Genomic DNA, 26,576 nt, shown 5'->3' with positions numbered 1-26,576 from the left:
GCAACGATGAGCGCGGCCGGCCGTTCCGGCCCCGCCGGGCGGGCTCGCCGCCCGCCCCGTGAACCGCGCAGAGAGGCGCCCCATGACCTCCGTACAGGGAACCGCCGTGGACATCCCCACCGAGGACGGCGTCGCGGACGCCTATCTGGCGCATCCCGGTGACGGATCGCCCCGCCCCGGCGTGCTGCTGTACCAGGACGCCTTCGGGCTGCGTCCGCATCTGCGGGCGATGGCCGACCGGATCGCCGAGGCGGGTCACACGGTGCTGGTCCCCAACGTGTTCTACCGTCACGGCCGTGCTCCCGTGGTGGAGTTGCCCGAGTTCATCGACCCCTCGGCCCGCCCGGAGATCTTCGAGAGGCTCGGCCCGGTGATGCGGTCCCTGACCGACGAACTGGCCGTGCGGGACGCCGGCGCGTATCTGCGATGGCTGGCGGACAGCCCGCTCGTCGCGGACGGCCCCGTCGCGCTGACGGGGTACTGCATGGGGGCGCGGCTCTCGCTGCTGACCGCGGGCTCCTACCCGGACCGGGTGGCCGCGGCGGCCGGCTTCCACGGCGGGCGGCTCGCCACCGACGCGCCGGACAGCCCGCACCTGGTGGCCGGCCGCGTCACCGCCGAGCTGTACTTCGGCCACGCCGACGACGACCCGTCCCTGCCGCCGGAGCAGATCGAGCGCCTGGAGCAGGCGCTCACCGAGGCCGGCGTCCGTCACCGCTGCGAGGTGTACGAGGGCGCCCGCCACGGCTTCACCCAGGCCGACACCGCCGCCTACAGCGAGGAGGGCGCGGAGCGGCACTGGGCGGCGCTGCTGGACCTGCTGAAGCGCACGTTCTGATCCCCTGCCCCGGGCGCCCGTGACCGTCGGGTCGCGGGCGCTTCTTCGTGCGCGAGTCATTGACATGCCCACACCCCGATGCGACTTTGAGAGCGCTCTCAGGTACGGACCAACCCCACAGGCCTACCCGCACGGAGGTGGAGAGTGCTGCGCACCCTCAGGTCCCGACTGGCGACGGCGGCGGGAGCCGCGGCCCTGGCCGGCACACTGCTCACCCTCGGACCACCGGCGCAGGCCGCGGTCCCCGACACGATCCCGCTGAAGATCACCAACAACTCGGGCCGCGGAGACGCCCTGTACGTCTACAACCTCGGCACCCAGCTGTCGACCGGCCGGCAGGGCTGGGCCGACGCGAACGGCACGTTCCACGCGTGGCCCGCGGGCGGCAACCCGCCCACCCCCGCGCCCGACGCCTCGATCCCGGGACCGGCCGCCGGCCAGTCCAAGACGATCCGCATCCCCAAGTTCTCCGGTCGGGTCTACTTCTCCTACGGCCAGAAGATCGTGTTCCGGCTCACCACCGGCGGACTGGTGCAGCCGGCCGTGCAGAACCCGAGCGACCCCAACCGGAATATCCTCTTCAACTGGTCGGAGTACACCCTCAACGACTCCGGGCTGTGGCTGAACAGCACCCAGGTCGACATGTTCTCCGCGCCGTACGCGGTCGGCGTGCAGCGCTCCGACGGCAGCACGGTCAGCACCGGACGGCTGAAGCCGGGCGGCTACAACGGCTTCTTCGCCGCCCTGCGCGCCCAGTCCGGCGGCTGGGGGAACCTGATCCAGACCCGGCCGGACGGCACCGTCCTGCGCGCGCTCTCCCCGCTCTACGGCGTGGAGACCGGGGCGCTGCCGCGGTCCGTCATGGACGACTACGTCGACCGCGTCTGGCAGAAGTACGCGACGACGACCCTGACGGTGACGCCGTTCGCGGACCAGCCGGCCACGAAGTACTTCGGCCGGGTGGCGGGCGGAGTCATGAACTTCACCAACAGCGCCGGAGCCGTCGTGACGAGCTTCCAGAAGCCGGACGCCGACAGCGTCTTCGGCTGTCACCGCCTGCTGGACGCGCCGAACGACCTGGTGCGCGGGCCGATCTCGCGCACCCTGTGCGCGGGCTTCAACCGGTCGACGCTGCTGAGCAACCCGAACCAGCCGGACGCCTCCTCGGCGAACTTCTACCGGGACGCGGTGACCAACCACTACGCCCGCGCGATCCACGAGCGGACGGCCGACGGGAAGGCGTACGCGTTCGCCTTCGACGACGTCGGTCACCACGAGTCGCTCGTGCACGACGGCTCGCCGCGCCAGGCGTATCTGACGCTGGACCCGTTCAGCTGACGGACGGTGGAACGGCGACGTCCCGCGCACGGAGGGAATCCGTGCGCGGGACGTCGGCCCGTGGGGGGCTGGTCAGCCGGTCGTCACGGCGGTGTCGTCGACGACGAAGCTGGTCTGGAGGGGGGCGTCCTCGACGCCGGTGAACTTCAGCGTCACGGTGCTGCCCGCGAAGGAGCCGAGGCTGAAGGACTTCTGCGTGTAGCCGGAGGCCGCGTTGGACTGCGACAGCGTGTCGCTGTGGGCCGAGCCGTAGCCGTCGAGCCAGGCCTTGTAGGAGCCGGTGCGGGCGGCCTGACTGCTGGAGTCGGTGATCACGCCGGTGCTCGCGGTCCAGGTGGTGCGCAGGGCGCTGCGGGCTTGGCATCTGCCCGCACCTCCAGGACGCAACCGGTGGGCAGGGCGGCGGCCGAATCCGGTGCGACTCCGGCCGTGGTGCGTGGGCAAGGGTGGGGCGCTGATGGCCATCGGGTCCGCGCGAGGCCGAATCAGCTCGATCGTGTGGTCGTCGCCCTGCGGGCTTGCAAGGCGCTGGTCCGACTGGGTTGGCGTGATGCTGCGATCTCGGACGCCGGGTTCGGTGTCGGCGTGCGGGGCCCCTGCTCCACCGGAGTGATGGTTCACGGCCTCCCCGTCGCCTCCGGCCGCGTGCGGCTGAGCAGGCTCAACCACGCTCAGTCCAGAGGAACGGCTGGGTCTCACTCGTACCTCCTACTGCGGCGGCCGCGGGGCGGCCGGTGACAGACCGGGCAGCCGGGTGTGCTGTCCGGGACGAGCTGAGGCGTGCGGGGTCGTGCGGTGTGGGGGGGGCACCGTGCCGGGTGCGCCCGGCAGTTGGGTGGGAGAATGACAGGCTTGTCCTGGCCATGTCATCCAGTCGCCGGTGCTTCAAGGGTTATCCCTCGGTACGGACCAACCCGGTGCTCAGGGGGCGTCAACGACCCTGCGGGGCAATGCATCTAGATCGTTGCTACGGTGCACCGGTGGTCAACTCCTCACGCGACAACGCCGAAGGCGCAGGCTGGGTCGGCTCCGAGCGCGGTTCCTACCAGCGGCTCATGCCGGGCAAGGTCGAGAAGATCTCGTGGCTGGACCCCAAGATGCTGTGGGCGGCACGCAACGGCGTGCTGGCGTCCTGGTTCGGGGATCCCACGGGCCGTACGCGTGGGCGGTGGGTGGCCCAGCGGGCCGCGGCCGGGGCCCCGGCCGACAAGGTGATCCGGCGGTCGGACCCGGACCGCTTCTCCTTCATGGTCATCGGTGACACCGGCGAGGGCGACGATCCCCAATACGCCGTCGTGCCAGGGCTGCTGAAGGTCGGTCAGGACACGAGCTTCGCCGTGCTGGCCAGTGACGTGATCTATCCCGTCGGCAGTGCGGACGACTACGACGACAAGTTCTTCCGGCCGTACCAGGACTACCGCGCGCCGATCTACGCGATACCCGGCAACCACGACTGGTACGAGGACCTCGGCGCGTTCATGCGCGTCTTCTGCGACGACGCCCCGCCCCTGCCCGCCGAGCCCCGGCCCCGCCCCCTCACCCGCGCCTGGCTGCGCGAGCTGCTGTGGCACCGGCCGCGCCCCGGAGACGGCCAACGCCTCGACGAAGCACGGGCGTTGCGTGCCGCTGCCGCCCAACAGGCGGTGCAGCCGGGGCCGTACTGGGCGATCGACTCCGGGCCGGTGCGGATCATCGGCATCGACACGGGCCTGCTGGGGACCGTGGACGCCGAACAGGGCGCGTGGCTGCGGGAGGTGTCGCGCGGACCGCGGCCGAAGATCCTCATCACCGGCTCGCCCCTGTACGTGGACGGCGAGCACCACCCGTGCCCCGTCGAGGGCGGCGGCACGGTCGACGAGATCGTGCGCGACCCGGCCCACCGCTACGTGGCGGCGATCGGCGGCGACATCCACAACTACCAGCGCTATCCGGTGCGTCTGGAGGACGGCCGCACACTTCAGTACGTCGTCGCGGGCGGCGGCGGGGCGTTCATGCACGCCACGCACACCATCAAGCGCGTCGACGTCGGCGGCGTCACCGAGGCGGACTTCCGCTGCTACCCGCTGCGCGGCGACTCGCTCGCCTTCTACAGCCGCCTGTACGGCCGCCGGCTGCGGCTGCCCCGCTTCTTCCGGCTCACCGAGGCCGAGGCCACGGCCGTGATCGCCGAACGGCTCGGCATCCCGCCGACGCGCGCGCCGGGCGGCGAGGTCCGGCTCACCCGGCGGATCCGGCTGGTGGCGAGCCTGCTGGGGGCCGGACGGCGTCCCGACCGCTCGGCGCGGTTCCGGCTGCCGGTGCGGAAGATCTACACCTCGTTGTTCTCGCCGAGTTCGGCGACGTACAGCCCGCCGTTCTTCAAGTGCTTCCTGCGTCTGGACGTCTCACCGGAGAGCGTCCGGCTGCGCTGCCACGCGGCCACCGGCAACCGCGCGCAGGAACTGGACCCGCCCGTCGAGGACGAGGTCACCGTCCCGCTGATCTGATCACACGCCCGCAATGTTCGGCTGACACAATCGGCGGCAGAACCGACGTGCGACCGCTGGAGGAGTCCGTGCCGCCCACCTCACGTCCGTTGCGCAGGCTGGGCTTCCTCACCATCGGCCTGTTCGACGGGGCCGATCCGCGCCGGGGCCACGAGACCACGCTGGAGATCATCGAGCTGGGCGAGCGTCTCGGCTTCGACAGCGCGTGGGTGCGCCACCGGCACCTCCAGTACGGCATCTCCTCCCCCGTCGCCGTCCTGGCGGCGGCCTCGCAGCGCACGAGCCGGATCGAGCTGGGCACCGCGGTGATCCCGCTGGGCTGGGAGAACCCGCTGCGGCTGGCAGAGGACCTGGCGACCGTCGACGTCCTGTCCGGAGGCCGGCTCAATCCGGGGGTGAGCGTCGGCCCGCCGATGCACTTCGACCAGGTCAAGGACGCCCTGTACCCGGACACGGCCGACGCCGAGGACTTCGGGTACGGGCGGGTGCGGCGGCTGCTGGACCTCGTACGCGGCGAGCCGGCGTCCGACGTCAGCGGGGCCGTGGGCTTCGAGACCTTCTCCGACCGGGTGCAGCCGCACTCCCCCGGCCTGGGCCGCCGCATGTGGTACGGCGGGGGCAGTCTCGACTCCGCCCGGTGGGCGGGCGAGCACGGCATGAACTTCCTCACCAGCAGCGTCGTCAAGGCCGAAGGGCCGGACGACACACGGGACTTCGCCGAGATCCAGCTGTCCCACATCCGGGCCTTCCGCGCCGCCCACCCCGACGGCGAGGCCGCCCGGGTCTCCCAGGGCCTCGTGGTCGTCCCGACGGACTCCGCCACGCCCGAACAGCGCGCGAAGTACGAGGAGTTCGCACTGAAGCGGCTCCCGCGCACGACGTCCCCGCAGGGCCCGGCGCGGCTGCTGTTCGCCCCCGACCTGGTCGGCACCTCCGCGGAGATCGCCGAACTCCTGCACGCGCACGCCGCGTTCCGCGAGGTCGACGAGGTCGCCTTCGCGCTGCCGTTCACCTTCGAGCACGAGGACTACGTGCAGATCCTCACCGACATCGCGACGAAGCTGGGCCCGGCCCTCGGCCGGCGGCCGCAAGCCTGACGGCCGGATGCCTGACGGCTGACGGCTGACTGACGCCTGGCGTCACCAGCGGCCGGGCTCGGTGCCGGTGACCGGTCGCGACGGCCTGCCGTCCACGCCGACCGGCACGTCCCCGGCGAGCATCACCCGGTGCATGGTGCGGGGGAAGTCCAGGTGGGCGTTGTCGCTCGGGGCGAGGTGGATGGTGGCGCGGTTGTCCCAGAAGGCGACGCTGCCCGGCTCCCAGCGGAAGCGGACCGTGTACTCGGGCCTGGTCGCCTGTTCGAGGAGCAGTTCCAGGATCGCCGCGCTCTCCGGGCGGGAGAGCCCGGTGATCTGCTCGACGTAGTAGCCGTTGACGGAGAGGATCCGCTCGCCGGTCTCGGGGTGGACGCGTACCAGGGGGTGCTCGGTGGCCACCTGGTGGTCGAGGAGGTGGCGGGCGTAGGCGTCGTCGCCGGGGCGGGTCTGGTAGCCGACGCCGAGGCGGTGTTCGGCGCGCAGGCCGTCCACGAACTCCCTGAGCGGCGCGGAGAGTCCGGCGTGGGCGACGGCCAGGTTGGACCAGGTGGTGTCGCCGCCGTAGGGGGGCACGGTCTCGGCGCGCAGGATCGTCGCGGCCGGCGGGTCGACACGGGCGCCGTGGTCGCAGTGCCAGCCGCGCAGCAGGGTGTGCCGGCGGCGACGGAGCCACTCCTCGTGGTCCATGCCGAACTTGCCGCCCAGTTCCAGCCGGTCGGCGGTGGTCTCGATCTCGGGGAAGTCCGGCGGTGAGGCGCTGCCGCGCTTGCGCAGGACCACCGGCTCGCCGAACCGGCGGGCGAAGGCCAGGTGTCCGGCGTGGTCGAGCTTCTGACCGCGGAAGAACACCACCTTCCAGCGCAGGACCGCGGCCCTGATCGCGGCCGTCTGCACGTCGTCCAGGCCGTCGGCCAGATCGACTCCGGTGATCTCGGCGCCGATGTGCCCGGCGACCGGGTTCACCTCCACTCCGGCCGCCCGCGCGGCCTCGTCGGTCGTCCGGCTGTCCGTCGTCATGCGTGCTCCGATCGTCGTCGGCGCGGCCGGGTGCCGCCCTCGTGGGCGCGGTCGCCGCCGCCCTCCGACTACCTCCCCCGCACGTCCGGCCGGTCAATCATGGCGAAGGCGGGTCGTCACAGCGGGGGCGGGAGGGTTTGCTCACACCAGATCGTCTTGCCTGGGGTCGTCTGGCGGCTGCCCCAGCGCTGGGTGAGCTGCGCGACCAGGAGGAGTCCGCGCCCCCCTTCGTCGAAGGCGTGGGCGCGGCGCAGGTGTGGGGAGGTGGAACTCCCGTCGGAGACCTCGCAGATGAGGGTGCGGTCGCGGATCAGCCGGAGCTGGATGGGGGCCGCGCCGTAGCGGATGGCGTTGGTGACGAGTTCGCTGACGACGAGTTCGGTGACGAAGGCGGTCTCCTCCAGGCCCCACGCGGTGAGCTGTTCGCTCGCGGCCTGCCGGGTGGCGGCGACCTCGGCCGGGTCGGGCGGCACGTCCCAGGTGGCGATCTGGTCGGCGCCGAGCGCGCGGGTGCGGGCCAGCAGGAGGGCGACGTCGTCGCTGGGCTCCTCGGGGAGGACCGCCTTGAGGACCGTGTCGCACAGGGCGTCGAGGGTGGCGGCGGGCGCGGTGAGCGCGCTGCACAGTTCGGCGGTGGCGCGGTCGAGGTCGCGGTCGCGGTCCTCGACGAGGCCGTCGGTGTAGAGGGCGACGACGGCGCCCTCGGGGAGTTCCAGCTCGGTGGCCTCGAAGGGCAGGCCGCCCACGCCGAGCGGCGGGCCCGGTGTCATGGTGATGATGCGGGCGTCGCCGTCGGGCAGGACGACGGCCGGGGCCGGGTGGCCGGCGGCGGCCACGGTGAGCCGCCGGGTGACGGGGTCGTAGACGGCGTAGAGGCAGGTCGCGCCGAGTTCCGCCACGTCGTCGTCGCTGCCTTTCCCGTCGTCGTAGGCGGCCAGGTGGGTGACGAGGTCGTCCAGGTGGGTGAGGAGCTCGTCGGGCGGCAGGTCCACGTCGGCGAGGGTGCGCACGGCGGTGCACAGGCGGCCCATGGTCGCCGAGGACGGGATGCCGTGTCCGACGACGTCGCCGACGACGAGGGCGACCCGGCTGCCGGACAGCGGGATGACGTCGAACCAGTCGCCGCCGATGCCGGCCGTGGAGCCGCTGGGCAGATAGCGGTGGGCGACCTCGACCGCCGCCTGGCCGGGCAGGCCGCGGGGCAGCAGGCTGTGCTGGAGGGCGAGGGCGGTGGTGCGCTCCCGGGCGAAGCGGCGGGCGTTGTCGATGCAGACGGCGGCGCGGCTGGCGACCTCCTCGGCGAGCACGATGTCGTCGTCGCCGTAGTCGTCGGGGTGGGCGATGCGGATGGCCACCGCGACGCCGAGCGTGGTGCCGCGGGCCCGCAGCGGCATCGCGAGCACGGAGTGGACGCCCCGGCGGTGGCGGCGGCCCTGGGGCGCGCGCGCGTTGCGTTCGGCGACCCACCGCATGAACTCGGGCTCGCCGGCCTGGCTGAGGACCGCCCGGCCCAGCCGCAGGGCCTGCGCGGGCGGGGAGAAGGGCGGGTAGACGTCCGTCTCGCCGAGATGGACGGCCGCCTCGGGGGTGCCTTCGGTGCCGGAGCCGTGGGCGACCCGGCGCAGCACGATGTCGCCGTCCGGCACCCGGGGCGGCTCGTCCGCGCCGAGGACCCATTCGAGCAGGTCGACGCTGGCGAAGTCGGCGTAGCCGGGCACCAGGAGTTCGATCAGCTCCTCGGCGGTGCGCACCACGTCCAGGGTGGTGCCGATGGAGGCCGCCGCCTCGTTCACCAGGGCGAGACGCTGGCGGGCCCAGTACTGGTCGCTGCTGTCGAACGCCGCGAGGGCGACGCCGTGCACATCGCCGTCGGGGCCGCGCACCGGCCACATCTCGATGCTCCAGGCGTGCTCCCGGTTGAGGGAGGGCGCGCCGGTGAAGCTCTCGTAGCGGACCGGCCGGCCGGTCTCGGCGACCTGACGCAGGTGGTAGTTGAAGCCCCGGCTGTGCTTGGCGTCCTCGACGGTCTCCGGGAAGTGCCGGCCGAGCAGCACCTCCTCGGGTACGCCCATGACCCGGCAGGCCTCGCCGTTCAGGCGGAGATAGCGCTGGCGGGGGTCGAAGACGGACATCGACATGGAGGCCTGCTGGAAGGCGAGTCCGGCGAGGCTGGACTCCGTCTCGGGGGACGGGACGGCGGTGAGGGTGAGGCCCGCGGGCCTGCCGCCGGGGCCGAGGACGGGGCAGGCGGACACGGTGACGGTGACCGGGTCGCCGTCGCGGTGGCGTACGACGACGGGGCCGGTCCAGGCCCCGTCCGTGCGCGCCGGGAGGGCGTCGGCGAGCAGTTCGGCCGCCAGTCGGCCCACCGCCTCCTCGGCCGCGTAGCCGGTCAGCAGCCGGGCACCCTCGCTCCAGCCCGTCACGATGCCCCGGGCATCGACGACCGCCACGGCGACGACTTGCTCCATGTCGTCCAGAATGGTCCCTTTGTCCCGCCGCATCAACCGCGCGGCGGGGCCCCGGACCCGTGGAGCGACGGGGTTCCGGCCCGCTCAGGAGGGGCCCGGGAGCGCCGGGGAGCGAGCGCTCAGGAGCGGTGGGCGCGCAGGACCTCCAGGGCGCGGTCGGCGTGGGTGTTCATGCGCAGTTCGCTGCGAACGACCTCCAGGACGGTGCGGTCCTGGCCGATGACGAAGGTGACCCGCTTGGTGGGGGCCAGGGAGAAGCCGCGCTTCACCCCGAACCGTTCGCGCACCGCGCCGTCGGCGTCGGACAGCAGGGTCATGCCGAGGGTGTGACGTCCGGCGAACTCCTGCTGGCGGTCGACGGAGTCGCCGCTGATGCCGACCGGGTTCGCGCCGACGGCGGCGAACTCCGCGGCCAGGTCGCGGAAGTGGCAGGCCTCGGCGGTGCAGCCGGGGGTGAGGGCGGCGGGGTAGAAGAAGAGGACCACGGGCCCGTCGGCGAGCAGGTCGGTGAGCTTGCGCACCGTCCCGGTCTCGTCCGGGAGCGCGAAGTCCTCGACCAGATCGCCGTTCTGCAAAGCCTTGCTCACGACTGTCCCTTCCTGGTCCGGATCGCGGCCTCGACGGCGGTCCGGGTCGTGGTCTGCCGGGTGGCCTGGTGCGTGGTTCGGTGCGCGTCGCGGGCGATGCTGCGGGCCCACAGCACGAGGGGCGCCTGAAGGGGCAGCCGGCCGATCGCCGCCGCCTTGAAGGGGGCGGGGCGGTGCCGCCAGTCGACGGCCATCTTCACGTTGGCGGGGAACACGCCCACGAAGAACGCCGCCGTCGCGAGCGCGGCCGCCCTGCGGGTCTTCGGCAGCGCCAGGCCGGCCGCGAGCGTCAGCTCGGCGACTCCGCTGGCGTACGTCCAGGCCCGGGGCGAACCGGGCAGCGCGCTGGGGATCGTCGCGTCGAACGGGCGCGGCGTCGCGAGGTGCGCGACACCCGCGGTGGCGAGCACGCCCGCCAGCAGCAGGGGTGAGCGTTCGGACCGGGGCACGGTTCCTCCTCTGGCGGCCCGGCACGCACGGCGGCGGCCCGGCGCGCCTTCTGACGGCCTGGCGCGCGATATTACGCGAGAGTAGGAAACGTTCGGGCGGCGGGGGCCTCCTCCAACTCCCCGATCCGGCCCGGGGAACGCGCCGGTCCTCAGGGCTTCGCGGGCGGCGCGGCGGCCGACGGCTCGGGCTCCTCGTCGCTGGCGTGGGTCAGGAAGTCGTCGACCATGCGGTGGAAGAGCGTGGCGAGCCGGCGCAGCTCCTGCGGGGACCACTCGGCGAGGGCGAGCTGCATGCCGCGCGCGCCGGCCTCCCGGACCCGGTCGACGGCCGCCTGGCCGGCGTCGGTGAGCTGGATCCGCTGGGCCCGCCCGTCGTCGGGGTCGGGGACCCGGGTGACGTAGCCGGACTTCTGGAGCTGTTGCACCGTACGCGTCACATGGGAGGCCTCCACCCCGAGCCGCTGGGCCAGCTCCCCGGGGCGCATCGGCTCCGCGTCGGCGACCTGGCGCAGCAGGGCCACGGCGGCGCGGTCGAGGGGGACGCCGGCCAGCGCCATCAGCCGTTCGTGCTGGCGGGCGCGGGTGCTCAGGTAGGTGATGCGAGTGAGCGCGCGCTCGATCTCGGCCACCTCCGCGGAGGCGGGGGCCATGGGGAGCGGTTCGGTGGACATGGAGGGCACTTTACCATCTCGTTGCGTAACTCAAGTAATTCACAGCCTTCCCGCTCCCCGCTCGCCCCTGAGCAGCCCCGCCAGGTACGCGCCGCCCGCCACGGGCCGGCGACCGGAACACCCCGCCGGCCATCCCCACCGCCACGGTGGTCGACCCGCGCAAGGGCACGGTCAAGGAGACGATCACCACGGGCCGCAACCCCAACCACGTGGAGATCCGCCGCGGTGTCGCGCGCCGGCGAGAACGGCGCCGGCACGGTGACGGTCATCGACCTCGCCCACTGAGGAAGAGCCCCGGCGGGCAGCAGAACACCCGCCGGGGCCCGTCCGCGTTCCCGCTCGCGCTACGCGGCGGCGCGCACGGCGTCGCCCCAGGCCGACCCGGACGCGATCGTCTGCCGCCACGGGCGGACCGCCCGGGGCGGCATGCCGACGGCGAGCGCCCCGCTCACCCGGTCGCCGGTGCGGTAGGCGGCCACGAACCGCCGTGCGCCGAGGTCCCCTTCGACGACGGCGACCTCGTCGTGACCGCGCGGGAAGCCGTACGCCTGGATCCTCATGTCGTACTGGTCGGACCAGAAGTACGGCACCGGCGCGAAGGGGGTGCGGGCCCCGGGGGCGGCGAGGAGGTTGCGGGCGGCGGCCATGCCCTGCTCGGCGGCGTTGGTGCGGTGCTCGATCCGCATCGACGTGCCGAACAGCGGGTTGTGCCAGCGGGCCACGTCACCGGCCGCGTAGACGCCCGGGGCGGCCTCCAGGTGCTCATCGCACACCACGCCGTCCCCGAGCGTCAGGCCGCTGCCGGCCAGCCAGTCGATGTTGGGCAGCGAGCCGACGGCGACGAGCACCTCGTCGGCCTCGACGCTCTCGCCGTCGTCCAGGCGTACGCCGTCCTCGGTCACCTCGGTGACGGTGACGCCGCAGCGCAGGTCGACGCCCCGGTCCCGGTGGGCCTGCGACAGCACCCGCCCGATCTCCGCGCCGACGGCGTGGGCCAGCGGCACCGCCGCCGGTTCCAGCAGGGTGACCCGGGCGCCGAGCCGCCAGGCGACGGCGGCGGCCTCCGAGCCGAGGAATCCCGCGCCGACGACTACCAGACGCCGGCCCGGGGTGAGCCGTTCCCGCAGGGTCAGCGCGTCGTCCAGGGTGCGCAGCACATGCGCCCCCTCCCCCGGCAGCCGGCGCGGCCGGACCCCGGTGGCCAGGACCAGCCCGTCGTAGGGCAGTCGGCTCCCGTCGGCCAGTCGCACGGTCCGGCCGGTCAGATCGAGGCCGGTGGCGGCTGTGCCGAGCCGCAGGTCGAGGCCGAGCGCGGCGAGGTCGGCGGGGGGCCGCAACCGCAGCCGTTCCGCCTCCCATTCGGCGGCCAGGAGCTGCTTGGACAGCGGCGGGCGGTCGTACGGGGGGTGCGGTTCGTCGCCGACGAGGGCGAGTTCGCCGTCGTGCCCCTCGCGGCGGAGCGTCTCGACGGCGGCGAGTCCGGCGGCCGAGGCGCCCACGACGACGATCCGGTTCACCGCTCCACCAGCCGGATCGCCGCGGCCGGGCAGACCGCGACGGCTTCGCGGACGTCGTCGACGAGTTCGGCGCCGATCCGTTCCTCCAGCAGGACTGCGATGCCGTCGTCGTCCTGGTCGAAGACCTGCGTGGCGGCGACGACGCACTGCCCGGAGGCGACGCACTTGTCGGCTTCCAGCTCCACCTTCATGGAATTCCCCTTCATCGTGTCACCAGGTGACGGGCAGTTCGTGGACGCCGTAGATGAAGGCGTCGTGCTTGAAGCGGACTTGGTCCGGCGGGACGGCCAGGGCCAGGGTGGGGACGCGTTTGTAGAGGGTGCCGTAGACGACCTGGAGTTCCATGCGGGCCAGCGGCTGGCCGAGGCACTGGTGGACGCCGAAGCCGAAGGCGACGTGCCGGCGGGCGTCGCGGGTGATGTCGAGCCGGTCGGGGTCGGGGAAGACGTCCGGGTCCCGGTTGGCGATCTCGTTGACCATGATGACGCCCTCGCCGGCCTTGACGACCTGCCCGGCGATCTCGATGTCCTCGGTGACGGCGCGGCGTCGGCCGAGGTGGGTGATGTGCAGGTAGCGCAGCAGTTCCTCGACGGCGGAGGCGACCAGCTCGGGGTCGTCGGTCTCCCGCAGCAGGGCGAGCTGGTCGGGGTGCTGGAGGAGGGCGTGGGTGCCGAGCGCGATCATGTTCGCGGTGGTCTCGTGGCCGGCGATCAGCAGGAGCAGGGCCATCTCGGTGGCCTGCCCGTGGTCGATCTCCCCGGCGGTGACGCGTGCGGCGATGCTCGACAGGAGGTCCTCACGCGGCGCGGCTCGCCGTTCGGCGAGGAGCGCGGCGAGGTAGCCGGCCACCTCGCGGCTCGCCCGGCCGCGCTGTTCGGGGGTGGCCTCGCGGTGGACCATGGTCCTGGTGTGGTCCTGGAAGAAGTCGTGGTCGGCGTAGGGCACGCCGAGCAGTTCGCAGATGACCAGGGAGGGGATCGGGAGGGCGAACCGCTCGACGAGGTCGGCGGGCCGGGGGCCGGCGAGGAGGTCGTCGATCAGGCCGTCGACGATGCGCTGCACGGCGAGCCGCAGGGCCTCCACCTTCCTGATGGCGAACGGCGCCGTCACCATCCGGCGCAGCCGGGCGTGTTCGGGGTCGTCCATCATGATGAAGCTGAGCTTGCCCTCCCCCGCCTCCGGTGAGGCCTTCGTGGGGTAGCCGGGGCTGTCGGTGTCGGCGCTGACGCGCGGGTCGCCCAGCAGGGCGCGCTGCTCGGCGTAGCGGGTGACGAGCCAGGGCTCGCTGCCGTCCCACAGCCGTACCTTCGTCAGCGGGGCCTGCTCCTGGAGGTCCTTGAGGGCGGGCGGCGGGTCGAACGGGCAGCGGTCCGCGCGGGGCATCGGGAACTCGGGTGCGCCGGGCGGGGGTTCGGGGACCGGGCCGGTCAGGGTGTCGGCCATGGGTTCTCCTCGGTGGTGGGGGCTCCGGTGGGCCGGAGCGCCGGGGGAAGGGGTCGAGGCCTCTGTGAGCACAGGCAAACAGAGGGTGCTGACGCCTTCCGGTCAGTGCCCTGACAGAAAGCTGACGTGACGTGGATCACGGCGGGCGCGCTGATTTCAGCCTTCGCCGTCGCTCCCGCCCAGCCAGTAGCCGAAACCCCGGCGGGTGTGAATGAGCCTCGGCGCGTCGCGGTCCACCTTGCGGCGCAGCCGGGAGACGAGCTGCTCGATGGCGTTGTCGCCATGGAAGTCGCCCCAGACGTAACGGCTGATCTGCTCCTTGGACAGCACGCGGTGGGCGTTGGCCAGGAGGTGGCGCAGCAGGCGGTACTCGGCGGGGGTGAGGTCGAGGGCCCGTGCGCCGCGCCGGGCGCGGCAGCGGGTGTCGTCGAGGACGAGGTCGTCGTAGTGCGGGAGGTCTTCGGGCCCGGTGAGGGACGTGCCGTGCAGGAGCACCCGCATGCGGGCCAGGAGTTCGGCCACCCGGAACGGCTTGGTGACGTAGTCGCCTTCCCCCAGGGCGAGTTCGGGCAGGAGGCGGTCGAGGGAGTCGCAGGCGGTCAGGTAGAGGACCGGCGGCCGGTGCGGGAGGGTCGGGCGGCCGGTGCGGGCGACGCGCGTCAGGTCCGGGAGGGTCGTGTCGACGACTGCCAGATCGAACCGGTGTGCGTCGAGCCGCGCCAGCGCCTGCGCGAGCGTGGCCGTGAGGCTGATCCGGTAGTCGGCCAACTCCAGTGTGGTGGAGAGCAGTTCGGTGACGTCCGGTTCGCCGGCGACGACCAGGACCCGCTGCCCGGCGCCACGGGCCAGAGACGGTTCCCTTGTCGCGCCGCTGCCGTCCATGGACGAGACCGTTCGGCGGCGAGGCATGGGGCCACCCTACCCCTGCTTGCCTAACTCAAGTAAATCAATTCACTTGCTTGACTCAAGTAATCCAATGTGCTTGCCTGACGCAAGCAACGCGAGAGCGGACAGCAGGCAGCGGACAGCGGCGAGAGGGCTCCCATGAACACGAAGACGATGAGGTCCGTCCGGACCGGCGGGGTCGGCAAGGTCGACGTCGTCGACGTCGAGCGCCCCGTGCCCGGCCCCCGGGACGCGCTCGTCCGGATCCGCGCCTGCGGCATCTGCGGCACCGACGTCACCTTCCTCCACATGGGCGGCATGCCCGCCCGCGCCCACCTGGGCGGCGACCTGGTCCCGGTGGCGCTCGGCCATGAGCCGGCCGGTGAGGTCGTGGAGGTCGGCGCCGAGGTAGCCGGTCTGAAGGCGGGCGACCGCGTGGTGGTCAACCCGCAGGACGCCCCCACCGGGATCATCGGCTGCGGCGGCGCGTACGGCGGGATGAGCGAGTACCTGCTCGTCGAGAACGCCGAGGTCGGCAGAAGCGTGGCCGTCTTCCCGGACACCGTGCCCTTCGACGTGGCCTCCCTCAACGAACCGATGGCGGTGGCCCTGCACTGCGTCAACCGCGCGGAGGCGAAGCCCGGCGACAAGGTCGTCGTCTTCGGCGCCGGTCCGATCGGGCTGGGCGCGGCGATCTGGCTCAAACTGCGGGGCGTGGAGCACGTGGTGGTCGTCGACGTCATCCCCTCCCGGCTGGAGAAGGCGCTCGCCGTGGGCGCGGACGCCGTCGTCGACTCGGCCCGCGAGGACGTCGCGGCCCGGCTCACCGAACTGCACGGCCGCAGCGCCAACGCGCTCGGCCAGCCCCGGCCCGGCACCGACGTCTACATCGACGCCGCCGGCGCGCCCGTCGTCTTCGACACCGTGGTCAACTCCGCCAAGTGGGGCGCGAAGCTGGTCATGGTGGCGGTGCACAAGAAGGGCGGCACGTACGACCTCGGCGGCATGCTCCGCAGCGAGCTGACCCTCGTCGCCTCCCAGGGCTACCCGACGGAGATCTTCGAGGTCACCCCGGAACTGGTGGAGCACCAGGAACGCTTCGCCAAGCTGATCAGCCACCGCGTCCCGTTCACGGAGGCCGAACGGGCCTTCGAGCTGGCCCTCACGCCGGGGGCGGCGGAGAAGGTGGTCGTGGTCCTGGACGACGAGGCCTGAGCAGCCGCTCGACTCCCCGACCCGCAGCGCACCCCCGTTCAGGGGAACCGATCGGCCCGTGGGCGTGCCCCGGTGCGGGCGGGGTGACATCTCACCCGTGACGCTTCCGTTCATCGCCCCCATGCTCGCCACCCCCGGCGTCCTGCCGCCCGTCGCGCAGGACGCGCGCTGGGCGTACGAGACCAAGCAGGACGGGCAGCGGGCGGTGGTCTATCTCGCCGGTGACGGGAGCGTCGTGCTGCGGGCCCGGTCCGGGGAGGACATCACCGCCGCCTACCCCGAACTGCGCCCGCTGGGAACCGCGCTGGGCGGTACGGCCGCCGTGCTGGACGGGGAGGTGCTGGCGCTGGACGCGGAGGGCCGCGCCGACTTCCAGTCGCTCCAGTCCCGAATGGGGCTGGTCCAGTCGCCGGCGAGGGCGGCGCGGCTCGCGGCGACGACCCCCGTGCACCTCGTGCTGTTCGACGTGATGCACCTCGCGGGCCGATCCCTCCTCGCGCTCCCCTACACCCGACGCCGGGTCCGGCTCGAACAGCTCGGTCTGGAGGGGCCGTTTTGGTCCACGCCGAGCGCGCTCGTCGGCCACGGCCGGGAGGCGCTGGAGGCGACCCGCGCGCACGGCCTCGAGGGGCTGGTCTGCAAACGGCTGGACTCGGCGTACGAGCCCGGCGTCCGCTCCCGCGACTGGATCAAGATCCGCAACATGCGCGTCGCGGACGTCCTGGTCGGCGGCTGGCTGCCCGGCAAGGGCCGGCTCACCGGCCTCCCCGGCGCGGTCCTGCTCGGCCAGCGGACGAGGCCGGCGGCGGGAGCGGGAGCGAGGTCGGCAGCGGGAACAGGAGCCGCGACGGGCGGGAGTCTGCGGTACGTCGGCAGTGTGGGCACCGGCTGGAGCGAGGCCGAGCGGGCCGAACTCGCCGCGCTGCTGCGGACGTTCGCGTCCGACACATGCCCCTTCGACCCGGCCCCGCCGGCGGCGGGGGCGCACTGGGTGCTGCCCCGGCTGGTCGGCGAGGTCCGTTTCAGCACCCGGACGCGGGCTGGGCTGCTGCGCCAGCCGTCCTGGCTCCGGCTGCGGAGCGACCTGACACCGGAGGAGTCGGCTGCCGACCTTCCGGACACACCGGTATGACGCGGCACCAGCCGACCGACTGTTGCCCCGGCCTTCATCACCGATATGCCTGCACCCTCTTGGCGCGGACATGAAAAGCGTGGAAGCTGAACCTCCTTTTAGCCCCCAGCCGTTCGGCTGCGCCCGGATCACGAGGAGGACGCAGTGTCGTCACCCACGTTCAAGGCCCACCGCAGGAGATGGCTCACCGGTTTCGCCGGTGCCGCCGCGCTCGTCCTCGCCGTCCCCTCAGTCGCCTGGGCCGCCCCGCCCCGCGCGCTGCCCCGGAGCGCCGAGGCGGCGGAGCTGACGTACCAGCCCGCCTTCGACTACGACACGGACGGCTGTTACCCCACGCCCGCGATCGGGCCCGACGGCACCGTCAACGGCGGTCTGAAGCCGACCGGTTCGCTCAGCGGCGACTGCCGGGACGCCTCCGACCTGGACAACACCAACAGTTACTCGCGCTACAAGTGCAACAACGGCTGGTGCGCGTACATGTACAGCCTGTACTTCGAGAAGGACCAGGCGGTCGCGGGCAGCGGTCTCGGCGGGCACCGGCACGACTGGGAGCACGTCGTGGTGTGGGTGCAGAACGGCCAGGTCCAGTACGTCTCGACCTCCAACCACGGCGGGTTCACCGTGCACGCCGCGTCCACCGTGCGCTTCGAGGGCACCCACGCGAAGGCCGTCTACCACAAGGACGGCATCAGGACGCACTGCTTCCGGCTCGGCAACTCGGCCGACGAGCCGCCGGAGAACCACAAGGGCGCCTGGCAGTACCCGCCGCTGGTCGGCTGGAACGGCTACCCGGCGGGCGTGCGCGACAAGTTGACGGCGTACGACTTCGGCAGCGCCAACTTCGGCCTGAAGGACGGCAGTTTCGCCGGCAACCTGACGAAGGCGAAGCCGTCCGGGATCACCTTCGACCCCAACGCCTGATCACCGCCCCGGGATCGGCCCGGGGGCGCGGGACCCGCGTGGGTCCGGCCCCCGGACCGGTCCCGGGCCGTGTGTCAAGGAGGCGGCCCGCTTCGCCCGGAGCGTCGAACAGCGCCCTCCCCGAGGGTCTATCGTGTCCCGCATGTCCGTTCCGGAAGTTATCCGTATCGTCTCCCGTGACTCGCCCATGGCCCTGGCCCAGGTGGAGCGGGTGCGCGCCGAGTTGTCCGCCCTGCGCCCCGGTGTGCGCACCGAGGTCGTCCCCGTGAAGACGACCGGCGACAAGTGGATGGGGGACCTGTCGCAGGTCGAGGGCAAGGGCGCGTTCACCAAGGAGGTGGACGCGGCGCTGCTGGCCGGCGAGGCGGACCTCGCGGTGCACTGCGTCAAGGACGTCCCGGCGGACCGGCCGCTGCCCGCGGGCACGGTGTTCGCCGCGTTCCTGAAGCGGGACGACATCCGCGACGCCCTGGTGCACCCCGGCGGGCTGACGCTGGACGAGCTCGCGCCGGGAACGCGGATCGGCACCTCCTCGGTGCGCCGGATCGCCCAGTTGGCCGCCACCCATCCGCATCTGAAGTGCGTGCCGTTCCGCGGCAACGCCAACCGGCGGCTGGAGAAGCTGGCGGCGGGCGAGGCCGACGCGCTGCTGCTCGCGGTGTCCGGTCTGGAGCGGATCGAGCGGCGGGACGTGATCAGCGAGGTGCTGTCGCCGGAGACGATGATGCCGCCGATCGGCGCGGGCATCCTCGCCCTCCAGTGCCGTGAGGACGACGGCGACCTCATCGACGTCGTCAGCGGGCTCGGCGATCCGGCCACCCACCGGGAGGCCACGGCCGAGCGGATGTTCCTGCATGTGCTCCAGGGGCACTGCAACAGCCCCATCGCCGGGTTCGCGCACGTCGACCGCGGCGGTGAACTGTCCCTGCGGGCCTGCGTGTTCACCCCGGACGGCAAGACCCGGCTGAACGCCCACGAGTGGGCGGGCCGGCTCGACCCGGCCACGCTCGGCACCTCGGTGGCGGTGGCGCTGCTGCGTCAGGGCGCCCGCGAGATCATCGACGGCATCCCGCACTGAGGGGTCCTGGCACCATGAGCGCCGGGCGGCTCAGGCGGTGCCCTCTTCGGCCTGGTCCCGCAGGAAGTTGCTGACCTGTCGGGCCAGGCTCTCCCGGCCCGCACCGGCCGCCGCGCCCGCGGCGGCCTCATGCAGGTCCACGCCGCCCACCCACATCCGGCGGCCGGCCCACTCCTCGTCCACGCGCAGCTGGACCTGGACGTCGACCTGGCCGAGCGCGGCCTCGGGTCCGGCGGCGTAGAGGACGGCGGTGGCCCGGCGCAGCGGGTAGACGTCGAAGCCCTCGATGAACTGGGAGTTGCGCCAGTCGATGAAGGCGCTCTCCCCGTCGGTCCCGATCCGGACGTCGATCTGCCCGTCCTCCAGGTGGACCCCGAAGCTGCGCTCCCCGCGGTTCTCCACGGTCACCCGGAGGCAGAAGTACGTCAGCCCTTCGGCCGCGTCGTCGCGTCCCCGCGGCGGCTCGGACCGCTCCAGACGGTGGACGCGGACCCGTAGACCGGCATGCTCGTCGTACTCCTGCCAGTCCCCGACCACGTTCGGCTCGTACACAGTCCACCTCTCGCCTTGCTACGGGCTGCTTCCTATCCGTGCGCTCAGCGCACTGTCAAATGAGCAGAATGCGCTGTGGCCAGGTAGTTCACCCCATTTGATCAGTGATCAAGCGCTGCGCAGGCACTATCCGCCGGCGGGCCGTCCGGGCGAGTCACCCGGGCGTGCCGCACATCACGTCACCGGGCAAGATCAGCGGGCGGTCAGCGGGCGAGCCGGCCGAGGAGGGCGGAGGCGGCGGCGATGCGGAGCGCGGCGGCGACGAGGAGCACCGCGAAGTCGAGCGGGAGACGGGCGGGCGTGCCGAGGAGGAGCCCGCGCAGCGCGTCCACCTCGTAGCTGAGCGGGTTGGCCTTGCTGACGGCCTGGAGCCGGCCCGGCATGATGCCGACCGGGTAGAGGGCGTTCGAGCCGGGTGCAGGCGACGGCGGCAGTGATGGTCATGACTCCTCGTGCAATTGGACGGCGAGCGCACGCAGGACGGGGAGCGCGGCGCGCAGCGCTTCCCGATCGGCCGCGTCCAATCGGGCGAGCCTGCTGCCGACGAGCTCGGTCCGTCGGCGCTTCCAGTCCCCGAGCCGGGCCTCGGCCGCCGGGGTGAGCAGCAGTCGGGCGGCGCGCCGGTCGGCGGGGCCGGTCTCCCGGACCAGGTAGCCGTCCCTGGCCAGATGGTTGACGAGCGTGGACACGGAGTTCCCGGCGAGGTGCGGCGGCGACGTTACCTCTGTGTCAGAGCTGATGGCCTCCAAGGCCGCCCCAAGACCCCGTCGAGACGAGGGCCGCGGGGCCACACCAAGAACGATCTGGACAAATAGGGCAGAATCGTTTCATAACCTCATAAGCGGGAATCAGCAGGAAGTGCTTCGGACAGGAGGCACGTCCGTGGGATCCCGCCGTGCGGGCCTACCGCGGGTGCTCTCCGCTCGGTCCGCGCGCTTCCCACGGTGTCCGTCCATCCCCCGGCACCCCCTGAGGGAGGCACGCGCGATGCGTACCACCGTCAGAACCAAGCAGCACCCCCACGACGACGCCCCCGACACCGCCGAGTCCTTCGCCCGGCTCGCCACCCTGACCGACGGCCCCGAGCGCCGGACGCTCCGCGACGAGCTGGTCCGGCTCTGGCTCCCCATGGCCGAGCGGATCGCCGTCCGCTTCCGCGGGCGCGGCGAGGCCCTGGAGGACCTCTACCAGGTGGCGGCCCTCGGGCTCGTGAAGGCCGTCGACCACTACGACCCGGACCGCGGCCGCGCCTTCGAGGCGTACGCGGTGCCGACGATCACGGGCGAGATCAAGCGCCACTTCCGTGACCACATGTGGACGCTGCATGTGCCGCGCCGGGTCCAGGACCTGCGCAACCGCGTCCGGCACGCCACCAAGGACCTCTCCCAGACCACCCCGGGACGGCCCCCCACGGTCGCCGAGATCGCCGAGCACGCGCAGCTCACCGAGGACGAGGTGCGCACCGGCATGGAGGCGCTGGAGTGCTTCTCCGCGCTGTCCCTGGAGGCGGAGATGCCCGGCACCGACGGGTACGCCCTGGAGGACGCCCTCGGCGACCCCGACCCCGGCTACGACACGGTCGTCGACCGGGTGGCCGTCGCGCCCAGCCTGCGGGCGCTTCCGGAACGCGAGCGGACCATCCTCTATCTCCGGTTCTTCGGCGGTATGACGCAGAGCGGCATCGCCGAGCAGCTGGGCATCTCGCAGATGCACGTCTCGCGGCTGCTGAGCGGGTGCTTCGCGCGGCTGCGCGAGGAGGTCGTCGCCGACGCGAACTGAGATCACCTCCGCGTTTCGCCGACGGGGCCGCGCGGTACTCGTGACACTCCTTCGCCCTGCCACCGGGCCGCTCGGCAGGCGCCGGGGCCGGGTCCGGCCGGACACTGGTCGGAGGGAGGCCGCAGCCGACAGATCAGGAACGCGAGCACCATGAACGATCACCCGACATCCGCCCCCGGTGCCACGGAGGTCCTCTCCACGCACTCCGTCTTCGGTGCGCCCTGCTGGGTGAGCCTGACCAGCCGCGATCTGGAGGCCACCCAGGAGTTCTACGGGGCGGTCCTCGGCTGGGAGTGGCGTCGCGGGACCCTCGGCGAGCACTTCCGCACGGCGCTGGTGGACGGGGTCCCGGTCGCGGGCGTCGCCGCCGTCGCCTCGATGTGGCAGATGGCGGTGGCCTGGACGCCGTACTTCGCCGTGCCCAGCGCGGACGTGGCGGCGGCGCGGGCCAGGGAACGCGGCGGCACGGCGGCCGTGGGGCCGATCTCGCTGCCCCCGGGGCGGGCCGCGCTGCTGGCCGACCGGGAGGGCGCCACCTTCGGCGTCTGGGAGGGGTCGCTGATGGGCAACTGGGAGGCCTGGCGGCAGGCCGCGCCGGCCTTCATCCGGCTGCACACCCGGGACGCCTTCGACTCCGCGATGTTCTACGGCGAGATCCTCGACTGGGCGACCGACCGGCCCGGCTGCTGCGAGGTGCACTACGAGGGCGGGGAGGTCGTGCTGCGCAGCCGGGGCGACATCGTGGCGCGCATCGAGTCGGGCGCGCTGGAGGCGGCCCCCGATCCGACGATCCGCCCGCACTGGCAGGTCCACTTCGCCGTCGCGGACGCCTCGGCGTGCGCCCGCGCCGCGGAGAAGCACGGCGGCAGCGTCCTCGCCGAGACCGCCGACGAGGCGGTCCTGCGCGACCCGGACGGCGCCCAGTTCACGGTGAACTCCCACCGGGTGCGCTGACACCCCGCACGGCCGCCGGCCCCCTCCCCGTTCGCAGGGGAGGGGGCCGGCGGCGGTCGCGAAACGGTCAGCAGGTCACTCCGCGCGGCGCGGCGGCCGGGTCAGCACCAGGAGGCTGCGGGCCTCCACCCTCACCTCGGCGCCCGCCTTGTGCTCCGTCTCGTCCGGGGCGGCGGGCGGGACCACGGTGTCGACGCACACCGTCCAGCGTTCGCCGTACTCCGCGCCGGGCAGCTGGAAGACGACGGGTTCCCAGTAGCTGTTGAGCAGCAGCAGGAACGAGTCGTCGACGACGGGGCGGCCCCGTGGGTCGGGTTCGGCGATGGCGTCGCCGTTGAGGAAGACGCCGACGCAGTGGGCGTCGCTGCGCTGCCAGTTGCGGTCGGTCATCTCGCGGGCGTCGGGCAGCAGCCACACCAGGTCGGGCAGCGGCTGGCCGGCGTGGGTGACGGTCTCGCCGCGGAAGAAGCGGCGGCGGCGCAGCACCGGGTGGGCGGCGCGCAGGGCGACGAGGTGACGGGTGAAGGCGACCAGTTCGCGCTGCTCGCCGGTCAGCCGCCAGTCGATCCAGGAGACCTCGTTGTCCTGGCAGTAGGCATTGTTGTTGCCGCGCTGGGTGCGGCCGAGCTCGTCGCCGTGGCAGAGCATGGGGATGCCCTGGGACAGCAGCAGCGTGGCGATGAGGTTGCGCTGCTGGCGGGCGCGCAGCTCCAGCACCGCGGGGTCGTCGGTGTCGCCCTCGGCCCCGCAGTTCCAGGACCGGTTGACGCTCTCGCCGTCCCGATCGCCCTCGCCGTTGGCCTCGTTGTGCTTGTCGTTGTACGAGACGAGGTCGCGCAGCGTGAACCCGTCGTGGGCGGTCACGAAGTTGACGCTGGCGCGCGGCCGGCGCTTGTTGTGGGCGTACAGGTCGGAGGAGCCGGTGAGGCGGGAGGCGAACTCGCCCAGGGAGCCGGGCTCCGCCCGCCAGAAGTCGCGCACCGCGTCGCGGTAGCGGCCGTTCCACTCCGACCACAGGGGCGGGAAGTTGCCCACCTGGTAGCCGCCCTCGCCGACGTCCCACGGCTCGGCGATCAGCTTGACGCGGCTGATCACCGGGTCCTGCTGGATGAGGTCGAAGAACGCCGACAGCCGTGACACCTCGTGGAACTGCCGGGCCAGGGTGGCCGCGAGGTCGAAGCGGAAGCCGTCGACGTGCATCTCGGTCACCCAGTACCGCAGCGAGTCCATGATCAGCTGGAGGACGTAGGGGTGCCGCATCAGCAGGCTGTTGCCGGTGCCGGTGGTGTCGTAGTAGTGCGACCAGTCGCCGTCCACCAGGCGGTAGTAGGAGGCGTTGTCGATGCCGCGGAAGGACAGGGTCGGGCCCTTCTCGTTGCCCTCGGCGGTGTGGTTGTAGACCACGTCGAGGATCACTTCGAGGCCGGCCGCGTGCAGCGCCTTCACCATCGACTTGAACTCGGCGACCTGCCGCCCCCGGGTGCCGTCGGCGGCGTAGGCGTGGTGCGGGGCGAAGAAGCCGATGGTGTTGTAGCCCCAGTAGTTGGAGAGGCCCCGGTCCTTCAGGACGCCGTCCTGGACGAACTGGTGGACCGGCATCAGTTCGATCGCGGTCACGCCGAGCGAGGTGAGGTGCTCGGTCACCGCGGGGTGCGCGAGGCCGGCGTAGGTGCCGCGCAGCTCGGGCGGGACGTCGGGGTGGGTGCGGGTCAGGCCGCGCACATGGGCCTCGTAGATCACCGTGTCGGCGTAGGGGCGGCGCGGCGGCCGGTCGTCGCCCCAGTCGAAGGCGGGGTCGGTGACGACGCCGAGCGGGGTGTGCCCGGCGCTGTCCCTGGGGTCGGGGCGGTCGCCGGCGCGTTCGAGGAGCGAGGCGTGGTGGTCGATCCGGCCGTCCACGGCGCGCGCGTACGGGTCGAGGAGCAGCTTCGCCGGGTTGCAGCGGTGCCCGGCGGCCGGGTCCCACGGCCCGTGCACCCGGTAGCCGTAGCGCTGTCCCGGGCCCACCCCGGGCAGGCGGGCATGCCAGACGAAGCCGTCGACCTCGCTCAGCGACACGGTGCGGCTGCTTGCGTCGTCGGCGACGAGGACGAGGTCGACGCGGTGCGCGACCTCGCTGAACAGCGCGAAGTTGGTGCCTTCTCCGTCGAAGTCGGCGCCCAACGGGTAGGGGTGCCCGCTCCACACGGGCACCCCTGCGCTCCGGTTCCCTGAGGTCACCGGGAGACCTCCACGACCTCGACGTCGTCCGTCCCGTCCGCGCCGGCCGGGGAGGCCAGGGCCGCCACGGGCAGCAGGCGCGGCACCGTGAGCATCTCGCGCAGCCGCGGGACCGGCCGGGTCGGCACCAGCGGGACGCGTTCCCCGGCCCGGGCCCGCTGGGAGAACCAGATGACGGTGCTGCCCGCGGCGGTGGCGCAGCCGCCCCAGCCGTCGCTGGTCGCGGCGATGTGCTCCAGGCAGGCGCGCAGGTCCTGGTCCGGGCGCAGGTCGCGGTCGTCGCCGCCGACGGCGGTGATCAGATGCTGGCGGTTCCACCACATCTCGATCGAGGTGCGTTTGTCCCTTGCGTGCTCGTCGATGGCGGTCAGCAGCATCTCCGTTCCCCGGCAGACGGGCTCGACGAGGCTGTCCAGATCCCAGAACCGGAGGTGCGCGGCCAGGATGCGCCTGACCTGTCCGACCCGCTCCGGACTCACGTCCACGTCGAGGTGGTAGTAGCAGGGCACTGCGGTCTTCATCGTCGTTGGCTCCTCACCGGCGAGGCTCCCGCTCCGCTCGGCCGCACGACCGAGCCCCGAACACAAAGCGTGAGCGTTGATCGCTCCTGAGTCACAACCACAGTGGGGCCGCTACGCCATTCGTGCAACACGAGCACACCACGACCAAGATCCAACAGGACGTTGGGTGGCGAGCCGTGCACCATAAGTGAAGGCCTCGGGAGGTTTGACGGTTTCGCACCTCTGGTTACCGGGCCGACCCGCTCGTCGGCGGGGCGATGTACCTCTCGCACTCCCGGAAGGTGACCGGCTCCATGCTGCTACCAGCCAAGACCGAAGTGGCCCGATGCCTGCGCGGTTACCGCGCCTGGGAGCGGGCGATGCTCGCGAGCCCCGGCGACGTCACGGTGCGCTCCGCCTTCGAGGACTGCGGATACACCCTGTGCGTGCTGATGGGCAAGCGTTGCGCGCGCGAGGCCGCGGACGCCGCCGAGCAGTACCTGCGGGGCGGCGCCGAGACCCGCGGCCGGCGGGGCGGCACCCGCCGGACGGGCGGTGTCGGGCGGCTCGCGGCGACCCGCCCGGTACCGCGTCTCGCCGCCGAGCGTTAGCAGTCAGCGCCCGGCGCCGCGGCGGCCGGGCATCCGACAGCGGGCGTCAGAAGCCTGTTTCAGTTGCGGAGGTGCAGCGTGAGGTCCACCAGAGCGATCGGCCGTATCCCGGTGCGGGACGTCCATCCGTGTGTGGATTGCGGCAGCCGGCCTGCCAAGTCCGTGCGCGGCGAGACGTTTCGGATCTCGGCGACGGTCTTTCGCGAGGGCCATGACGCCATCGGCGCCAACGTGGTCCTCAAGGGCCCGGACGGCAGCCGCGGGCCCTGGACCCCGATGCGCGAGCTCGCTCCGGGCACCGACCGGTGGGGCGCCGACGTGACGCTGGAGGAGACGGGCCGCTGGACGTACACGGTGGAGGCGTGGAGCGATCCCGTCACGACCTGGCGCCGGCGCGCGGAGATCAAGATCCCGGCCGGCATCGACACGGGTCTGGTGCTGGAGGAGGGCGGACTGCTCTTCGAGCGGGCCGCGGTAAAGGCGCCGCGCGGTGCGGCGCGGGCGGTGCTGCGGGAGGCCTCGCGGACGCTGCTCGACGACTCGCTGCCGGTGCCGGAGCGCTACGCGGCCGCGCTGACGCCCGAGGTGCGGGAGGTCCTCGACCGCCATCCGTTCCGCGAGTTCGTCACCGCCGGCGCCGCGATGCCCCTCCTCGTGGAGCGGGAGCGGGCGTTGTACGGGGCGTGGTACGAGTTCTTCCCGCGGTCGGAGGGCACGCCTGAGCGGGCGCACGGTACGTTCCGGTCGGCGGCGCGGCGGTTGCCGGCGATCGCGGCGATGGGGTTCGACGTGGTGTATCTCCCGCCGGTGCATCC

The 26,576-nt window shown here is 72.8% G+C and carries 23 protein-coding genes and 4 pseudogenes; 12 read left to right on the top strand and 15 right to left on the bottom strand.

Features of this window, described 5'->3' with window-relative positions:
* Positions 1 to 82 precede the first annotated feature (82 nt).
* Together ACFYX4_RS27965 and ACFYX4_RS27960 are read left to right on the top strand one after the other, a co-directional pair.
* Entirely contained in the window at positions 83 to 838 is a 756-nt protein-coding gene (locus ACFYX4_RS27965; RefSeq protein ID WP_389339065.1) for a dienelactone hydrolase family protein, read from the top strand.
* 144 nt (positions 839 to 982) lie between these two features.
* On the top strand, positions 983 to 2,176 hold the full coding sequence (locus tag ACFYX4_RS27960) for a glycoside hydrolase family 64 protein (RefSeq protein WP_389339063.1): 1,194 nt from the start codon (positions 983 to 985) through the stop codon (positions 2,174 to 2,176).
* 72 nt (positions 2,177 to 2,248) lie between these two features.
* Here ACFYX4_RS27960 and ACFYX4_RS27955 read toward each other — a convergent pair.
* Positions 2,249 to 2,554: pseudogene (locus ACFYX4_RS27955) on the bottom strand (M4 family peptidase); the annotation flags it as partial.
* Positions 2,555 to 3,156: 602 nt separating this feature from the next.
* Between ACFYX4_RS27955 and ACFYX4_RS27950 the strand changes: the two are divergent.
* Both ACFYX4_RS27950 and ACFYX4_RS27945 read left to right on the top strand, forming a co-directional pair.
* Complete coding sequence (locus tag ACFYX4_RS27950; protein WP_389339061.1) at positions 3,157 to 4,662, top strand: metallophosphoesterase family protein; 1,506 nt, start codon at positions 3,157 to 3,159, stop codon at positions 4,660 to 4,662.
* A 68-nt stretch (positions 4,663 to 4,730) separates the two neighbouring features.
* On the top strand, positions 4,731 to 5,759 hold the full coding sequence (locus ACFYX4_RS27945; protein ID WP_389339059.1) for an LLM class flavin-dependent oxidoreductase: 1,029 nt from the start codon (positions 4,731 to 4,733) through the stop codon (positions 5,757 to 5,759).
* Between the two features lie 42 nt (positions 5,760 to 5,801).
* Here the strand turns inward: ACFYX4_RS27945 and ACFYX4_RS27940 are convergent, their stop codons facing one another.
* The 9 genes and pseudogenes from ACFYX4_RS27940 to ACFYX4_RS27900 form a co-directional block, all read right to left on the bottom strand.
* Positions 5,802 to 6,776, bottom strand: a complete 975-nt coding sequence (locus ACFYX4_RS27940; protein WP_389339057.1) for a TauD/TfdA dioxygenase family protein — start codon at positions 6,774 to 6,776, stop codon at positions 5,802 to 5,804.
* A gap of 116 nt (positions 6,777 to 6,892) precedes the next feature.
* On the bottom strand, positions 6,893 to 9,247 hold the full coding sequence (locus ACFYX4_RS27935; protein ID WP_389339055.1) for a SpoIIE family protein phosphatase: 2,355 nt from the start codon (positions 9,245 to 9,247) through the stop codon (positions 6,893 to 6,895).
* Between the two features lie 119 nt (positions 9,248 to 9,366).
* On the bottom strand, positions 9,367 to 9,834 hold the full coding sequence (locus ACFYX4_RS27930) for a peroxiredoxin (protein WP_389339053.1): 468 nt from the start codon (positions 9,832 to 9,834) through the stop codon (positions 9,367 to 9,369).
* An 83-nt stretch (positions 9,835 to 9,917) separates the two neighbouring features.
* Positions 9,918 to 10,283: pseudogene (locus tag ACFYX4_RS27925) on the bottom strand (MauE/DoxX family redox-associated membrane protein); the annotation flags it as partial.
* A 149-nt stretch (positions 10,284 to 10,432) separates the two neighbouring features.
* Entirely contained in the window at positions 10,433 to 10,954 is a 522-nt protein-coding gene (locus ACFYX4_RS27920) for a MarR family winged helix-turn-helix transcriptional regulator (protein WP_389339051.1), read from the bottom strand.
* A 344-nt stretch (positions 10,955 to 11,298) separates the two neighbouring features.
* Positions 11,299 to 12,471 (bottom strand): NAD(P)/FAD-dependent oxidoreductase, encoded by a 1,173-nt coding sequence (locus ACFYX4_RS27915; protein WP_389339049.1) that lies wholly within the window; start codon positions 12,469 to 12,471, stop codon positions 11,299 to 11,301.
* Positions 12,468 to 12,662, bottom strand: a complete 195-nt coding sequence (locus ACFYX4_RS27910; protein ID WP_389339048.1) for a ferredoxin — start codon at positions 12,660 to 12,662, stop codon at positions 12,468 to 12,470. The genes ACFYX4_RS27915 and ACFYX4_RS27910 overlap by 4 nt, the downstream gene beginning before the upstream one ends.
* Positions 12,663 to 12,681: 19 nt before the next feature.
* Positions 12,682 to 13,914 carry a cytochrome P450 gene (locus ACFYX4_RS27905; protein ID WP_389339046.1) on the bottom strand — a complete coding sequence of 411 codons (1,233 nt, stop codon included), beginning with the start codon at positions 13,912 to 13,914 and terminating at the stop codon, positions 12,682 to 12,684.
* A gap of 156 nt (positions 13,915 to 14,070) precedes the next feature.
* Positions 14,071 to 14,823, bottom strand: coding sequence for a response regulator transcription factor (locus ACFYX4_RS27900; protein ID WP_389339044.1), 753 nt, complete (start codon positions 14,821 to 14,823; stop codon positions 14,071 to 14,073).
* Positions 14,824 to 14,958: 135 nt separating this feature from the next.
* On the opposite strand from ACFYX4_RS27900, the gene ACFYX4_RS27895 reads away from it, so the two are divergent.
* The 4 genes from ACFYX4_RS27895 (at position 14,959) to hemC (ending at position 19,145) form a co-directional block, all read left to right on the top strand.
* Positions 14,959 to 16,014, top strand: coding sequence for a zinc-binding dehydrogenase (locus ACFYX4_RS27895; RefSeq protein WP_389339042.1), 1,056 nt, complete (start codon positions 14,959 to 14,961; stop codon positions 16,012 to 16,014).
* Positions 16,015 to 16,135: 121 nt separating this feature from the next.
* Positions 16,136 to 17,146 (top strand): ATP-dependent DNA ligase, encoded by a 1,011-nt coding sequence (locus ACFYX4_RS27890; RefSeq protein WP_389339491.1) that lies wholly within the window; start codon positions 16,136 to 16,138, stop codon positions 17,144 to 17,146.
* 144 nt (positions 17,147 to 17,290) lie between these two features.
* A complete protein-coding gene (locus tag ACFYX4_RS27885) occupies positions 17,291 to 18,067 on the top strand; it encodes an NPP1 family protein (protein ID WP_389339040.1) in 777 nt (258 codons plus the stop codon).
* Positions 18,068 to 18,209: 142 nt separating this feature from the next.
* Positions 18,210 to 19,145 carry a hydroxymethylbilane synthase gene (gene hemC / locus ACFYX4_RS27880; protein WP_389339038.1) on the top strand — a complete coding sequence of 312 codons (936 nt, stop codon included), beginning with the start codon at positions 18,210 to 18,212 and terminating at the stop codon, positions 19,143 to 19,145.
* Between the two features lie 30 nt (positions 19,146 to 19,175).
* Here hemC and ACFYX4_RS27875 read toward each other — a convergent pair whose 3' ends face one another.
* The 3 genes and pseudogenes from ACFYX4_RS27875 to ACFYX4_RS27865 all read right to left on the bottom strand — a co-directional run.
* Complete coding sequence (locus ACFYX4_RS27875) at positions 19,176 to 19,697, bottom strand: hypothetical protein (RefSeq protein ID WP_389339037.1); 522 nt, start codon at positions 19,695 to 19,697, stop codon at positions 19,176 to 19,178.
* A gap of 203 nt (positions 19,698 to 19,900) precedes the next feature.
* Positions 19,901 to 20,110: pseudogene (locus ACFYX4_RS27870) on the bottom strand (multidrug ABC transporter permease); the annotation flags it as partial.
* A 27-nt stretch (positions 20,111 to 20,137) separates the two neighbouring features.
* Positions 20,138 to 20,404 (bottom strand): annotated as a pseudogene (locus tag ACFYX4_RS27865) (MarR family winged helix-turn-helix transcriptional regulator); the annotation flags it as partial.
* Between the two features lie 280 nt (positions 20,405 to 20,684).
* Between ACFYX4_RS27865 and ACFYX4_RS27860 the strand changes: the two are divergent.
* Together ACFYX4_RS27860 and ACFYX4_RS27855 are read left to right on the top strand one after the other, a co-directional pair.
* Positions 20,685 to 21,476: an RNA polymerase sigma factor SigF gene (locus ACFYX4_RS27860; protein WP_389339035.1), complete on the top strand. Its 792-nt coding sequence runs from the start codon at positions 20,685 to 20,687 to the stop codon at positions 21,474 to 21,476.
* Positions 21,477 to 21,626: 150 nt separating this feature from the next.
* The gene (locus ACFYX4_RS27855; RefSeq protein WP_389339033.1) at positions 21,627 to 22,430 is read left to right on the top strand and encodes a VOC family protein; all 804 of its coding nucleotides are present in this window, start codon (positions 21,627 to 21,629) and stop codon (positions 22,428 to 22,430) included.
* Positions 22,431 to 22,505: 75 nt separating this feature from the next.
* Here ACFYX4_RS27855 and glgX read toward each other — a convergent pair whose 3' ends face one another.
* Positions 22,506 to 24,623, bottom strand: coding sequence for a glycogen debranching protein GlgX (gene glgX, locus ACFYX4_RS27850; RefSeq protein WP_389339031.1), 2,118 nt, complete (start codon positions 24,621 to 24,623; stop codon positions 22,506 to 22,508).
* Between the two features lie 23 nt (positions 24,624 to 24,646).
* Positions 24,647 to 25,171: a pep a2 gene (locus ACFYX4_RS27845; protein WP_389339029.1), complete on the bottom strand. Its 525-nt coding sequence runs from the start codon at positions 25,169 to 25,171 to the stop codon at positions 24,647 to 24,649.
* Between the two features lie 293 nt (positions 25,172 to 25,464).
* Between ACFYX4_RS27845 and ACFYX4_RS27840 the strand changes: the two genes are divergently transcribed.
* Both ACFYX4_RS27840 and ACFYX4_RS27835 read left to right on the top strand, forming a co-directional pair.
* Complete coding sequence (locus tag ACFYX4_RS27840; RefSeq protein ID WP_389339027.1) at positions 25,465 to 25,761, top strand: DUF5133 domain-containing protein; 297 nt, start codon at positions 25,465 to 25,467, stop codon at positions 25,759 to 25,761.
* A gap of 78 nt (positions 25,762 to 25,839) precedes the next feature.
* Positions 25,840 to 26,576 (top strand): maltotransferase domain-containing protein (locus tag ACFYX4_RS27835; protein WP_389339025.1); only part of this gene is annotated, 737 nt, incomplete at its 3' end.

Origin of the sequence: Streptomyces sp. NPDC002328 (assembly GCF_042890065.1) — a bacterium.
In the GTDB taxonomy this organism is placed as follows: Bacteria; Actinomycetota; Actinomycetes; order Streptomycetales; family Streptomycetaceae; genus Streptomyces.
Note: the sequence above shows the minus strand (reverse complement) of the source record. Positions and strands in the feature narration are given on the sequence as shown.

What these genes read in the sequence shown, in the direction of transcription:
- ACFYX4_RS27965 (WP_389339065.1), top strand. Translation starts at nt 83, where the DNA reads ATGACCTCCGTACAGGGAACCGCCGTGGACATCCCCACCGAGGACGGC.
- ACFYX4_RS27940 (WP_389339057.1), bottom strand. Translation starts at nt 6,776, where the DNA reads ATGACGACGGACAGCCGGACGACCGACGAGGCCGCGCGGGCGGCCGGA.
- ACFYX4_RS27935 (WP_389339055.1), bottom strand. Translation starts at nt 9,247, where the DNA reads ATGGAGCAAGTCGTCGCCGTGGCGGTCGTCGATGCCCGGGGCATCGTG.
- ACFYX4_RS27920 (WP_389339051.1), bottom strand. Translation starts at nt 10,954, where the DNA reads ATGTCCACCGAACCGCTCCCCATGGCCCCCGCCTCCGCGGAGGTGGCC.
- ACFYX4_RS27910 (WP_389339048.1), bottom strand. Translation starts at nt 12,662, where the DNA reads ATGAAGGTGGAGCTGGAAGCCGACAAGTGCGTCGCCTCCGGGCAGTGC.
- ACFYX4_RS27905 (WP_389339046.1), bottom strand. Translation starts at nt 13,914, where the DNA reads ATGGCCGACACCCTGACCGGCCCGGTCCCCGAACCCCCGCCCGGCGCA.
- ACFYX4_RS27900 (WP_389339044.1), bottom strand. Translation starts at nt 14,823, where the DNA reads ATGCCTCGCCGCCGAACGGTCTCGTCCATGGACGGCAGCGGCGCGACA.
- ACFYX4_RS27895 (WP_389339042.1), top strand. Translation starts at nt 14,959, where the DNA reads ATGAACACGAAGACGATGAGGTCCGTCCGGACCGGCGGGGTCGGCAAG.
- ACFYX4_RS27890 (WP_389339491.1), top strand. Translation starts at nt 16,136, where the DNA reads ATGCTCGCCACCCCCGGCGTCCTGCCGCCCGTCGCGCAGGACGCGCGC.
- hemC (WP_389339038.1), top strand. Translation starts at nt 18,210, where the DNA reads ATGTCCGTTCCGGAAGTTATCCGTATCGTCTCCCGTGACTCGCCCATG.
- ACFYX4_RS27860 (WP_389339035.1), top strand. Translation starts at nt 20,685, where the DNA reads ATGCGTACCACCGTCAGAACCAAGCAGCACCCCCACGACGACGCCCCC.
- ACFYX4_RS27855 (WP_389339033.1), top strand. Translation starts at nt 21,627, where the DNA reads ATGAACGATCACCCGACATCCGCCCCCGGTGCCACGGAGGTCCTCTCC.
- ACFYX4_RS27845 (WP_389339029.1), bottom strand. Translation starts at nt 25,171, where the DNA reads ATGAAGACCGCAGTGCCCTGCTACTACCACCTCGACGTGGACGTGAGT.
- ACFYX4_RS27840 (WP_389339027.1), top strand. Translation starts at nt 25,465, where the DNA reads ATGCTGCTACCAGCCAAGACCGAAGTGGCCCGATGCCTGCGCGGTTAC.